The organism is uncultured Gulosibacter sp. (assembly GCF_963509965.1).
Classification (GTDB): Bacteria; Actinomycetota; Actinomycetes; order Actinomycetales; family Microbacteriaceae; genus Gulosibacter.
Genome location: NZ_CAUPDE010000006.1, coordinates 23,217 through 36,462, shown reverse-complemented (window position 1 = coordinate 36,462; position 13,246 = coordinate 23,217). Strand labels below are relative to the sequence as shown.

The 13,246-nt window shown below is 59.8% G+C and carries 11 protein-coding genes; 8 read left to right on the top strand and 3 right to left on the bottom strand.

Translation table 11 applies throughout. The features are described 5' to 3' along the window. Positions 1-6 precede the first annotated feature (6 nt). Entirely contained in the window at positions 7-1,101 is a 1,095-nt protein-coding gene (locus tag RQ865_RS05515; RefSeq protein WP_311478118.1) for a glycosyltransferase family 4 protein, read from the bottom strand. A 3-nt stretch (positions 1,102-1,104) separates the two neighbouring features. Continuing rightward, positions 1,105-2,139, bottom strand: coding sequence for a glycosyltransferase family 2 protein (locus RQ865_RS05510; RefSeq protein ID WP_311478117.1), 1,035 nt, complete (start codon positions 2,137-2,139; stop codon positions 1,105-1,107). A gap of 113 nt (positions 2,140-2,252) precedes the next feature. On the opposite strand from RQ865_RS05510, the gene RQ865_RS05505 reads away from it, so the two are divergent. The 6 genes from RQ865_RS05505 to RQ865_RS05480 all read left to right on the top strand — a co-directional run bounded on the left by RQ865_RS05505 (position 2,253) and on the right by RQ865_RS05480 (position 9,016). Then, entirely contained in the window at positions 2,253-3,242 is a 990-nt protein-coding gene (locus tag RQ865_RS05505) for a glycosyltransferase (RefSeq protein ID WP_311478116.1), read from the top strand. A gap of 122 nt (positions 3,243-3,364) precedes the next feature. Beyond that, the gene (locus RQ865_RS05500; RefSeq protein WP_311478115.1) at positions 3,365-5,476 is read left to right on the top strand and encodes an acyltransferase family protein; all 2,112 of its coding nucleotides are present in this window, start codon (positions 3,365-3,367) and stop codon (positions 5,474-5,476) included. A gap of 107 nt (positions 5,477-5,583) precedes the next feature. Then, the gene (locus RQ865_RS05495) at positions 5,584-5,976 is read left to right on the top strand and encodes a hypothetical protein (RefSeq protein ID WP_311478114.1); all 393 of its coding nucleotides are present in this window, start codon (positions 5,584-5,586) and stop codon (positions 5,974-5,976) included. A 201-nt stretch (positions 5,977-6,177) separates the two neighbouring features. Continuing rightward, the gene (locus RQ865_RS05490; protein ID WP_311478113.1) at positions 6,178-6,852 is read left to right on the top strand and encodes a hypothetical protein; all 675 of its coding nucleotides are present in this window, start codon (positions 6,178-6,180) and stop codon (positions 6,850-6,852) included. Beyond that, on the top strand, positions 6,849-8,309 hold the full coding sequence (locus RQ865_RS05485) for a hypothetical protein (protein ID WP_311478112.1): 1,461 nt from the start codon (positions 6,849-6,851) through the stop codon (positions 8,307-8,309). The genes RQ865_RS05490 and RQ865_RS05485 overlap by 4 nt, the downstream gene beginning before the upstream one ends. 50 nt (positions 8,310-8,359) lie before the next feature. Continuing rightward, a complete protein-coding gene (locus RQ865_RS05480; protein ID WP_311478111.1) occupies positions 8,360-9,016 on the top strand; it encodes an ABC transporter ATP-binding protein in 657 nt (218 codons plus the stop codon). Between the two features lie 19 nt (positions 9,017-9,035). Here the strand turns inward: RQ865_RS05480 and RQ865_RS05475 are convergent, their stop codons facing one another. Then, positions 9,036-11,228 carry a glycosyltransferase gene (locus RQ865_RS05475; RefSeq protein WP_311478110.1) on the bottom strand — a complete coding sequence of 731 codons (2,193 nt, stop codon included), beginning with the start codon at positions 11,226-11,228 and terminating at the stop codon, positions 9,036-9,038. Between the two features lie 145 nt (positions 11,229-11,373). Here RQ865_RS05475 and rfbB point away from each other — a divergent pair, with 145 nt between their 5' ends. Together rfbB and rfbD are read left to right on the top strand one after the other, a co-directional pair. Continuing rightward, complete coding sequence (gene rfbB / locus RQ865_RS05470; RefSeq protein ID WP_311478109.1) at positions 11,374-12,363, top strand: dTDP-glucose 4,6-dehydratase; 990 nt, start codon at positions 11,374-11,376, stop codon at positions 12,361-12,363. Further along, entirely contained in the window at positions 12,353-13,240 is an 888-nt protein-coding gene (gene rfbD / locus RQ865_RS05465; RefSeq protein ID WP_311478108.1) for a dTDP-4-dehydrorhamnose reductase, read from the top strand. The genes rfbB and rfbD overlap by 11 nt, the downstream gene beginning before the upstream one ends. Positions 13,241-13,246: the final 6 nt, after the last annotated feature.

The window sequence follows — 13,246 nt, the reverse complement described above, 5'->3', positions numbered from 1 at the left end:
GCGTGCCTAACTCAGCCGCTCAACGATGGGCGCAGCCAAGCGCTCAGGGGTGAACTCACGGTTTGCGAGCTCGCGGGCCCGCTCACGCTGCCGCTGCAACAGCGCCCGGTCTTCAACGAGTCGCTGTAGCGCATCGGCCAGCGCCTGCGCATCACCAGGAGCTACCAGAATGGCGCTGTCGCCGAGCACGCGACGCTGCGGTGCGGTGTCGGAGGTCACAATTGCGCAACCCGCTGCCGCCCCCTGGTACACCTTGTTGGGCACCACATTGAGTGCCTTTGCAGTGGTGCCAAAAACACCCAGGCAAATATCGTAATCGGCCACTTCCGCGGGAAGCAGCTCGGGCTCAACCCAGGTCTCCCAGCGCACCGGCAAACCTTCAATGAGCTCTCTCACCTCAGCAGCGTCTTGCCCGTCGCCAATGAGTGTGACCTCTGCTTCAACGCCGCGGTCGGCAAGAATCCGAATGGCTTGGCCGATGGTCGCAGCACCCTGCAGCGGCGTGAACAGCCCGTAGAACACGATGCGGGGAACATCCCGCTGCACGTGTTCGTTGCTTCCGGCTGTAAACCAGTCACGCGGTGCACCAACGAGCGCAACCACTCCCCTATCGAGTGCAGCAGGTGGAAGTTGTTGACGATGTTCTTCGGTGTCGGTCACGACAATGTCGGCGCAACGCGTGGCAAGACGATCAAGCGCTGCAAGCAGTTTGATCTTGCACCCCTGCGATTCGCCACGGTCACGAGCGGTACCAGCGGCACTGATGAGGTGATCCAGCACAATCTTCGTTCTCGGAAACAGCAGGCGTGCCAGCACAACATCGAAGTGCCCCATATAGCCAACCAGAATCGCATCCGGTTGGTTCTTGCCATGAAACCGGCGCGACCGCCAAGCCAGACGCACCCACTTGCTCAGCATGCCGAACGCTAGGCGCGGCAATTGCAGGGGGTTCTTGAGCGCCGACACCTTGTCGGCAGTCGACAGCCCAAGTGGCAAGTTCAGTTCGCGAACCGTGTATCCGTGGGCCGCAAGGCCTTCAATAATGCCTTTAACTCGGGGATGCAGGCGAGCGTCGTATGTTCCGAAAGCAAGAACGCGCATACGCTACTCGCTTTGGAAGCGTGCGCGCTGCACCTCGTCGACACCATCGGTGTCGGGCCCCAAATCGAGCACCGTGTATTGCGTACCGGCCACATGCGGGCCACCAAACTCAATGCGTTTCACGCGTTCAAGCGTGTCTTCAAGCAGCACGCGGTTGGTGCGCTGCAGGTCGGCAATCACCAGCAGCACGAAACAGAGGAACGAGCCCAGCAAGAACACACCGCCGAGAATCAGCGACTGGACGTTACCCGACCCGTGCCCCATCAGCCACAGCACAAACCAGCGGATCATCGGAATCAAGCCGATAATCGCCATGATGATGCCGATAGTCATCAGCACCACATGCGGCTTAAACATCAAGAACGAGCGCACAATCGCGGTACCCGACTTGAACATGTGCTGCCAGATGTTCTTAAACAGGCGCGATTCACGCGTCTTGGCGTTCGTTTCAACCGGCACCGACGCAATGCGCAGGCGCTTGTTACCGGCCTGGATGATGGTCTCCATGCAGTAGCTGAACTGCGTCACCACGTTCAACCGGAAAAGCGCATTACGCGAATAGGCACGGAACCCTGAGGCAGCATCCGGCAGCTTCGTACCGGCAGCCTTGTTCACCACGCTGGACCCAAAGCGCTGCATCGTTTTCTTGAACGGCGAGAAGTGCTTGATGGTCGCGGTCTGACGGTCGGCGATCGCGATATCAGCCTCACCGGCAATGATCGGCGCGAGCAGATCGGGGATGCGGTCTTGCGGGTACTGGTTGTCACCATCGGTGTTGACCACGATGTCGGCACCGTGGCTGAGCGCGTAGTCAACACCGTCACTGAACGAACGAGCGAGCCCCATATTGCGGGCGTGAATCACGAAGTGTTCGACACCCAGCGAACGCGCAACCTCAACAGTGCGGTCGGTTGATCCATCATCAATTACGAGGATGTGCAGCTCATCAACACCGGGAATCTCTTTCGGAATCGAGTTGATCACCAGTGGAAGAGTCTCCTCTTCATTCAGGCAGGGGATCTGAACGAAAACACGCATGCAGACAAGTCCTATTGCAACGGGGCCGAGATCAAACCCTCATCATACCCGCGTGCGACACAATCGCATCCTTCATTTTGTGTTTCCGAACGGTGGGCTAGGTTACCGGAAGGATGTCTAGCTCAATTCAGCACCCACCCAGCACCGCACCCATGGGCGATGGGCGTCGTCCCCGCATCCTGGTGCTGCTCGCCACCCACAACGGCGAAGAGTTTCTCGACGAACAGCTCGGCTCGGTGCTGTCGCAAGCAGAGGTCGACGTCACGCTCTTGGTGTCTGACGACACATCAACCGACCAGACCTTCGCGATGCTGACGCAGCGTGCCGATACTGATTCACGCATCGAACTGCTTCAACCCGGCAAGTTCGGCTCGGCGGCAAACAACTTCGCCCGCCTCATCCGAGATGCCAACCCCACCGGCTACGACGCAATCGCCCTGTGCGACCAAGACGATATTTGGCTGCCCGGAAAACTGCGCCGGCACTACGACATCCTCTCGGCACCGCTCGGCCTCGACGGCAAGGGCGGCTATGCCGCCGTGTCATCGAATGTCACCGCATTCAAACCCGACGGCACCCGTCAGCTGATCGTAAAAAACCAAACCCAAAAGCTCGCCGACTACGCCTTCGAATCGGGCGGGCCCGGTTCAACCTTTCTCATCCAGCCCCAAGCGTTCACACTCGTGCAGCAGCAGCTGCGCACCCCGCAAAGCAACACCAACACTGCCCGATCACACGACTGGCTCATCTACGCGCTCATCCGCGCCAGCGGCGGCCGCTGGTTCATTGATGGCGAACCCACCGTCGACTACCGCCAACACGACGACAACGTGCTCGGCGCCAACGAGGGCTGGCGGCAGCATTTGCGACGCCTGGCAGTGATTCGCGAAGGAACCTACCGAGCCGACGTCGCCAATATTGTCGCCGCCGCCCTCGAGGTTGCCGATGCCAAACAGGCACCACGACTGCGCTGGCTCGCAACGCAAATCGAATCAAACAGCCTTCGCTCACGCCTCCGCCTCGCCCGTCGCGCACACCAGCTGCGCCGCCGCCGCCGCGACCAACTCGTGCTTGCGGCCACCATCACCCTGGGAGTTTGGTAGCGCCGCGCACACGTCGTCACAAAAGTGACGCACGAATTGCATCCGCCGCGGCTACCATTGGTGCGCCCACCGAACCACACCCACACGAACCCGAGGGAGAGCGAATGAGCCCGGCTGTCTGCGTGCAACGACCCGCTGCAGCCGCGCCTCCCCGCTACCTACCCGAAGTGCAGGGGCTGCGAACCGTTGCGCTCGTGCTGGTCGCGGTCTTCCACATCTGGGTCGGCCGGGTCTCGGGCGGCGTCGACGTCTTCCTGCTCATCTCGGCCTATCTGCTCACCCGCTCACTCACCGCGAGCGCCGTCGCCGGTGATGCACCGCAACCGCTGCGATTCATCCTGCGCAAATTTGCTCGCCTGCTGCCACTAGCGGCCACCACCATCCTGCTCACGCTCGTGGCCGGCTGGCTAATCATGCCCTTATCCCAGCACTCCACGCTCACCGGGGATGCACTGGCCTCGCTCGGCTATTTCGAAAACATTCGCCTGCAGCAGCTCCAAACCGACTACTACGCGCACGATCTCGGTGGCGCGAGCCTGTTTCAGCACTTCTGGTCGCTGTCGATCCAGGGCCAGATTTTCGTCATCTGGCCGCTGCTGCACCTGCTGGGCTTCGGCATAGCCCGCCGCAGCGGACAGTCTCTGCCGCGCGTGCTCGGCATGATCTTCGGGCTCGTTTTCATTGCCTCGTTCACCTGGTCGGTATGGCACACCCTCGACAATCAACCGCACGCCTACTTCGACACCCTCGCTCGGATGTGGGAATTCGCGCTGGGGTCACTTGTGGCGCTCGTCGCTAATCGCCTGCAGCTGGGTGCCGGGATGCGCAACCTCATGTCGTGGCTGGGGCTGCTCGGGGTGGTGCTGTGCGGCATCGTGCTGCCAGTGGAATCAAGCTTCCCGGGGGTTGCGGCACTGTGGCCAACCCTCTCGACCGTGCTGGTGATTGTGGCTGCCGAAGCCCGCCAAAACGAACAACCCGCACGCTTCAGCGCCGAACGGTTACTGGGAACAGGCCCGCTGCGCTGGCTGGGACAATACACCTACGCGCTCTACCTCGTGCACTGGCCACTGCTGCTGCTCGCGGTGCAACTCGCCCAAAACACCGAACCAAATTTCCTCTTCGGCATGGGAGTGTTGGCGCTCGCCTTCGGCATTAGCTTCCTGTTGACCGAGCTGATCGAAAAACCCGTTTCGCGAGTGGGTACGGTGCGCAAACCCGCCCGACACCTGCTGATCATCGCGCTTGCCGCGGTCATGGTGGCCGCACCGGCATTCATCCACACCCAGCAGCGGATCGCCAATAACGCCAACTCGCAGGCACAGCTCGAAAACGAGTTTGCCACCGCAACCGGCACCCCCACCCCACCCGAAACTGAGGATGCATACGACGGCCCCGATTTTGCACCGCTGGATGTGCGGGTGGGTGCGCAAAACCCAGATGCCCCCGCTAACGAGTCGCCGGTGCCCGACGACCCGGATGTGGCGCGAAGCTATGCCGGCGACGGTATCGAATGCACCGAATTCGCACCTAACCCCGGCGACGACGCCATCTGCTGGGAACTCGCCGCCGAAAACCCCCAGGCGCCCACCGCGTTCTTCGTGGGCAACTCGCACACCCAGCAGCTGGCTGCAGTGGGCTATCAAACCGCTGCGGTCACCGGGTATCTCAACGTGCGACTACAAGCCGGCCCCAGCTGCAGCTTCACCTGGCAACCAAATCTGCAGCCGAACGATGTGTGCGACCGGGTCTGGCTGGATGCATCCGACTACATCGCCGCCAAACAACCCGGGCTCGTAGTGGTGCTGGGCACAAAATCGGCCCCCGACGGCACCGAAGAAACCTGGGAACACCTGCCCACCTGGCTCGAGCAAACGCGTGCAGCCGCACCCGACACCGAGTTTGTAGTGGTGCGCGACAACCCGCGATTTGAAGTATCACCCTACGAGTGCGCACTCGCCAACGGCTTCAGCTCGCCCGACTGCCAGCATCCGGCAAATAAACCGGTAAGCGCGAGCTACATCAACAAAATCGAAGACACCGGCGCGCTCTGGATCGACTTCACCGACTACTACTGCCCCGAAGGCACCTGCCGCCCCGAAGTCGGAGGCGTTGTCACCTGGTTCGACGAAAGCCACATCACCACCGCGTTCTCACGCACGCTCACCCAGCGGTTCGCCGACGAAATCCACGACCATGTGCCGTGGTGGCCCGATCAGGTGTTTGCTGAGTAAATCCGCAAAAATCACTGACTGGCGAGAACGCGTCTCGACAATTGAGTACAATACTGCTCGAGCTAGCTCCTCCGAACAACAGCGTAGTTGATACACCAGGAGAGAACATGAGCAAGAAAATTGTCAAGATCGCAACCGGCCTCGCCATCGCGGTGTCTCTAACATCAGGCGCCGTCGTCGCCCAGGCCGTCGAGTCGCAAACAACATTCGACGGAATTGCCAACCGTATGCAGCAGTCTCGATACTTCGAACATCAGCCCAAAACTACAAGTAAGGACTCACAGATTCGATTCAGCCGCATCGGCGGCGGTTACACGATGAATGTAAAAGCCCAGCACGACACCGGGGAACAGTACAAGGAGGTCAAGGGCATCTCATCCGGCAAGAACCAAAGCATCCCCAATGGCACCCCTAAGGGGAAACGCACCCGACTTATTGTCACCAACAACACCTGGACCACAGTAACTGTCTCCATTGACGGCTGGTATAAGACGAACTAGTCTCGTACTCCAACTCACGAAGTGTGAGCTGCACCTGCTAGTGCAGCTCACACTTCGCAAACTGACAGTGAGGGATTCTAAATGAGAGTCTATTCGCATCACAACACAGTTGGATTGATTTCATGCACCGTATTGCTAGCGCTTCATATAATTGCCGGCTTCTATGACGCGCAATCTTCGGTGTACCCCTCACCTCAGACTATGACTGCGGCGTTCTTCCAGGGACCTGCTCGCCTGCTCTTTCCAGTGGTCGTGGCACTCATATGCCAGCCAAGGCTCTCCCGCCTTATTGAGGAACGATACATTGTCTCGACGCGCACCCGGATTGACGTGAGGAGGCTACTCACTCAAAACATTATTCACGCATGCTTGAAAGCAGGGGCACTGTTCTTTATTTTTGGACTAACGCTCTCTTGCATCGGCTATTGGATCGCACCCGCACTCTTCCCAGATGCGATTTCCCCCGAACAGTACGGACTACACAGCAGTGACGAGATTCTTGCCGAATCAATCCAGACCGCTCCGTTAGCCGATGCACTCAACCTGAGCCCAATAGCATTTGTCGCCGCCATCTCCTGCTGGACCAGCCTGACCGCAATTGCTTTCGCTCTCGTCACCGCGATCGCCTCTCTGACCATCAACAACTCACTCGTCGCACTCATCGTGCCATTTATCTGGTTTTTTGGAACCTCAACTGTCGCGCAGATTGCCGGACTGCCCGAGTACTCGTTCACCATCACTACCCCATATCCCTACGGCCTCACCAACTTTGAACTTGTAGCTGCAGCCATACCAATGGGAGTCACATTCCTTATGGGAATAGCCGGATGCACATTCATCATACTGCGGGCTCGCCATTCGGGACGCTTTTCATGATCAGGCAGTTTTGGAACACGATTACCTGGTGGCCCTCCCTTGCTCTCGCATTGCTCCAGGTCGGGTTAACTCTCTACGCATTATCCCAACCGCCTGAGTCATACGGTCAGCAAAATGCGTGGGATGTTTTCCTGCCACAACTTTCAGAGACACGCACCCTGGCGCTCGTTACATTCTTGTGGTGGGCCCTTTTACTCGCCCGCCAGATCCCTGCCGTCATTTCACCCGAGCGACTCATTCGACTTGGCTCGGTTTTACGGTCGGTGACTTATTCACTACTGCAGTTGCTTCCCGGCCTTGTTGCTGGGCTACTCCTCGTTTCGGCGTCAACCTACTGTGTCGCGAGCGCGAAAAGCAACAGCCTCTATTGGAGCGAAAGCGCGCATCTACTACATGACCTTAGACACGAAATCCAACTATCTGTGTTCAGCCCGGGAGCACTGGTCGCACACTTTGAGTCACCCTTCACCGCTCTCATCGCAATACTCGCGTGGTGCGCGACTGGCTATCTGCTGATTGCTGCGCTGTGCATCGCGGTCGCAGTTCGTTTCGGACGCATGACAGCAGCTGTCTTACTTTGGACAGTCTTTTCAGCCATGGCAATCACCACGTTTGCAGGGAGCATGGATTCCTTTTTGCCCGTGAGTCTAGTGTCACTCCCTTGGGCGATCGGAACCGAAACCTTTACCACTTCAATAATTGTCTTTTTCTGCATACTTGCGCTAACCTCGCTGATATCAATGTACTCAGTGAGCGCAATAGCGAATTACACCCGAGCACTTTTCTCTCATCGCATATCCGGCCTGGTTTTTCTTGCAATCGCCATACCGTTAGCTCTTTCATTCCCAACCAGCACATCCGGAACTGCCGACAGATTAGCAGGACGAAATAACGACCTAATCTCGTATGCGGTCATACAGATAATACTTTTCGGATTCACTTCTCTGTCAGTTTTGCGAGTGCGGAAACAATCAAAACCCAGATCCGTTTTCGAACAACGAGCCATTCGCTACGGAAGGAATGATCGCTGGGTAAGACACCTGTGGTTGCGCGAAGTTGCCTGGATATGCTTCTGGGTTGGTGCATTCCTCGGGATAGTGGCTCTCATCGACACATCTACACAAAGCGAACCTTTTGATCCCGAAAAACTGCCGCCCTTGCTTCTTGCTGCAGGATCTGGCGCAACAGCTCTTTGCATTTTCTCATTCTCGACAACTCTTTCCCTCATCTGGCGGTCATCAATCGACAAGACCTGGCTCACCATTTGCTCAGTAGTGCTCTTAATCGGCTACACCCTGCCACCAGCAGCCATAAACCCTGGCGCACCCTACTCAATCGACCCGGGCTTACAAAGCATCAATTATGGATCCATTCTAGCGATCTGGCTGCTAGCTCTTGCCTCTAGCATATTTGCCCTACTTATCCCCAACCGATACAAGCATCCCCAACCTGTATAAATAGTCCAACTAGTAAATCTCTTCACAGTGCAGAATGGAGCGTAAAGCGCATGGAATCAGTGATTCAGGCGGTCAACGTCAGCAAGTCTTATCGCCAACGGCCGCTGTACACCGACGTAAACTTCGAAATACCCCAAGGAACCATTACCGGATTAGTCGGACCCAACGGTTCAGGCAAAAGTGTTTTACTCAGACTCATGTGCGCTCTTTCAGAGCCAGATAGTGGGAGCATCAGCATTTCACCCCGGTTTCTCTCCAATCGGCGCACCTACCCTGACCGGTTTGGCATCATTATTGATCGACCAGGCTACCTCCCAGATGAAACCGGGCTCGACAATTTGCTACAACTCGCCGAAATACGCAAACGTGTGAGCGAACAGGAGATACGTTCACTCATGCAAACTCTCGGACTGGATCCCGACCTACGTCAAAAAATGCGGCACTACTCGCTGGGCATGAAACAAAAGATTGCTATCGCACAGGCCTTCATGGAGAACCCCCAGGTACTGCTTCTCGACGAGCCATTCAATGCACTCGACGCTGATGCCGTAACAACCGTGATGGAGATGATTCGCGACTTTCATGCGAATGGAGGAACCGTGGTGTTCACCAGCCACGATTCTGAGCATATTCGCTCACTATCACAACGTATGCTCACAATTCGCAATGGAACTGTCACCACATCGGATAGCTCCGTGGCTGATTGACGCGAATGTGACAACGCGATTACCCATGCGCCGCCCGCGAATAGGCATCAACATGGATGCGTGCGCAACGCTCCCAGGTGAACTCAGCCGCGCGCGCCAATCCCGCCGCGCGCAACCCTGCAGCAGAGTCAGCATCGGTCAAGATCTTTTCGAGCGCATCCGCGAGCGCTGCAGGCTCGGGCTCGGCATACACAACCGCATCCCCACCAACCTCGGGCAGCGCGGTGCGGTTGGTTGTCACCACCGCGGCCCCGGCCGACATTGCCTCAAGCACCGGAAGCCCGAAGCCCTCCGCAATTGATGGATAACAAAACGCGCTCGCGCCGCCAAGCAGTGAGCGCAGTTCATCCAGCGGCAAATAGCCGAGCTCACGCACCCCCGAATCGGCACCTGCCGCATCCAGCAGCTCAATCGCCTCGGCATCCCAACCGCGCTGCCCCGAAATCAGCAGCAGCGGAGCATCCGCCCCCAGGCGCTGTTGCAGGATGCGGTGCGCGCGAATCAACTGCGCCACCCGTTTGCGCGGCTCAATCGTGCCGAGAAACGCAATATAGGGACGGTCGCCAAGCTCGTACTTATCGCGGAAAGCCGCGACCTCGGCTGCGGTTGGTTCGTGAAAAACATTCCGATCAACACCGTGCAGCGCCACCGTCATCGCCCGCCGAGGCCGCCCCGCATAGCGTTCAATCTCGCCCGCGGTTGCCGCAGAGGGTGTGATCAGCCACACATCCGCCCGCACCGCCGCACGAATCCAATTCGTAAAAAAGCGTCGTTTGAGCGCCGTGTGCGCGTCGGGATCAGAAAAGAACGTGGCATCGTGCAGCGTCACCACCCGCCGCAGCGGCGTACCCCGCGGAAACGAATAGTGCGGCGAGTGAATCACCTCGGCACGCACCTCACCTGTCAAACGCAACAGGCCCGTCTGCTCCCACGCAAACCGGGCCGCCTTTTGGGCAATGGCACGCGGCGCCACATGCAGCTCGGCACTCGGTGCCAGCGCGGCGAAATGCTCCTGATGCTCGGCACGGCAAACAAGCACCGGATTGAAACCAATCGCCTCAAAACCGGTGAGCAACCCCTCCAAATACCGTCCCACTCCCCCGAGCTGCAACGGAACCGAAGTGAGATCAATCAGCGTGCGTGGCGCCGGCACATCCCCATCCGCATCCAGATGAACCTGATACTGCAGCGGTGTCGGTTCATCAACTGCCGGCTTGCGACGCTCACCAACCCGCGCGAACACCCCCGCCAGCGCGCCACGCGCCCGCGCCCGGCCAAGCTCGCGTTCATCCCGCGGTCGGCGCGGATCCGATGCCACCAACGCACCCTTCACCGCTCCGGCAAGCGTGCGCCCGGTGGCTGCAACCCGCATCCGCACCGGGCCATTACGCCGCGCGTTCCACGCCCGGTTACGGGCATTCCATTCAACAAACCCGGGGCTCGCGGTGCCAGAGCTCCCCGCGTGCTGATGCACCGAAACCGCATCGGGCACATAGGCAACCGACCAGCCGGCCGCGCGCATCCGCAGCGACAAATCGGTGTCTTCGTAGTACATGAAATACCGCTCATCAAAACCACCGAGCGCGCGCACCGCCTCAGCCCGCAGCGCACAGGCACCACCGTGAAAACCCAGCACACTACGCGGAAACTCGGTGCCAACAGGCGCCAACCAGCCGCGGTCGACACCATTACCCGACCGGGTGAGCTGATTACCGGTCGAGTTAATCAGCCGCTCGCCCCGCTCGCCTTCGCGGGTGCGACGCCAGCGTGCGCCGTCATGCCCCACAAACACCTCGGCAGCCGTAGTGTCTAACTCTGCCGCAATGAACTCACCCGCCAACTGCACCTGCGCGGTAACCGCACCCAGCTGCTCATCATTCGCGAGTTCGGTGAGTAGCGCCGCCACAAAACCGGGCTGGTACACCGCATCCTGATTTAGCACCAGATAGGCATCGGCAGGATACGCCGCCATCGCCCGATTAGCGGCAGCGCCATAACCAAGATTGGTGCGCAGTTCGAGCACTTCAGCCTCGGGTGCTTCCGCCCGGATACGCGCAACCGTGTCGTCAGACGAACCGTTATCGGCCGCCACCACTCGACAGCGCATCCCCGCCGGCACGTGCTGGTCGAGCAGTGACCGCACCGCAGCCACCGCCTCAGCCCCACCATTCCAGGTGACAACAATGGCCGTAGCTGTAACGATTGCGTTCATACCAAAGACGCTACCCTGCTCGGCTGGCAGGCCGAAACTTCAGCCCAACTCAGCTATTCCTGCGCCAGCCGAGCGTAACCCCGGTAGGCTAGAGGGCAGTGTTTGCGCCCCCGCGGCGCAGTTTGGGTAACCGAGAAGGAAAGCAATGAAACTACTCGTGACCGGCGGTGCCGGCTTCATCGGCTCGAACTTCGTCCGTCGTGCGCTGAACGACCAGCTGCCCGGCCTTGAGGGCGCCGAGATTATCGTGCTCGATGCACTCACCTACTCGGGGGTGCGCGCCAACCTCGACCCGATCGCCGACTCGCCCCGCTACGAGTTCGTGCACGGCAACATTTGCGACGCCGAGCTGCTCGACAAACTCATGCCCCGCGTTGACGGCGTGGTGCACTTCGCCGCCGAATCGCACGTCGACCGCTCAGTGCGCGACTCATCAATCTTCTTCGAAACCAACGTCATCGGCACTCAGCGCCTGCTCGACGCCGCCCTCAAACACGGTGTCGACCGCTTCGTGCACGTGTCAACCGACGAGGTGTACGGCTCGATCGAAGAGGGCGAATGGACTGAAGAGTGGCCGCTCGAACCCAACTCGCCCTACGCCGCATCCAAGGCCAGCAGCGACCTCGTGGCCCGCAGCTACCACCGCACCCATGGCATGAACATTTCGATCACGCGCTGCTCGAACAACTACGGCCCCTACCACTTCCCCGAAAAACTCATCCCGCTGTTCGTCACCAACCTGCTCGACGACAAGCACGTGCCCCTCTACGGCACCGGCGAAAACGTGCGCGACTGGCTGCACGTTGACGACCACTGCCGCGGCATCGCACTCGTCTACACCAAGGGCCGCGCCGGCGAGGTGTACAACATCGGTGGCGGCACCCAGCTCACCAATGTCGAGATCACCAAGAAAATCCTCGAACTCATGGGCAAAGACTGGTCGTACGTCGACCACGTCGAAGACCGCAAGGGCCACGACCTGCGCTACTGCGTCGACATCACCAAAATCCAAAACGAGCTCGGCTACGAGCCCCAGGTGCCGTTCGAACAGGGCCTCGCCGACGTGGTGCAGTGGTACCGCGACCGTCGCGACTGGTGGGAGCCACTGAAGGAGCGTGCCGCCCTTGAAGGCTAGCCAGCGCTACCTCATCACCGGCGCTGCGGGCATGCTGGGGCAAGACCTCCAGCGTGCCCTACAGGGCCGCGACGTCACCGCGCTTCGCCGCACCGACCTCGACATCACCGATGCGGCTGCGGTGGCGGCGGCCGTCGCCGGCTACGACGTGGTGATTAACGCCGCCGCATACACCGCTGTCGACCAGGCCGAAACCGATGAAGCAGCCGCGCAGCTGCTCAACGCAACCGCCGTCGAGCACCTCGCAAAAGCCGCCGCCGAAACTGGCGCCAAGTTCGTGCACTTCTCTACCGACTACGTGTTTCAGGGCGACGCCAGCGAACCATACGACGAAGACGCACCCCGCGACCCGCTCAACGCCTACGGGCGCACCAAAGCCGACGGTGAAGTGGCGGCGCTCGCCGCGCATCCCGACGGCACCTACATCATCCGCACCGCCTGGCTCTACGGCGCCGCCGGCGGCAATTTCGCCAAAACCATGGTGAAACTCGCCGGCTCGCATCCCGAAATTACCGTGGTGGATGATCAACGCGGCCAGCCCACCTACACGCGCGACCTCGCCGAACAAACCGTTCGACTACTGGATGCGAATGGTCCCGTCGGCATCTACCACGGCACCTCGTCGGGCGAGTGCACCTGGTTCGACTTCGCGCGCGAAATATTCCAGCTCACCGGCAACGACCCCGCTCGAGTCAAACCCACCGACTCGAGCGCATTCGTTCGCCCCGCCGCCCGCCCCGCCTACTCGGTGCTCGGGCACCGCCGCTGGCACGAGGCAGGCATCGACCCCATCCGCGATTGGCGCGAAGCGATCGCCGCAGCCGCAGCCGACGGCGTGCTCGTCGTCGAACCCACACCGGTCGCCGAGGTTCACTAGCAGCAC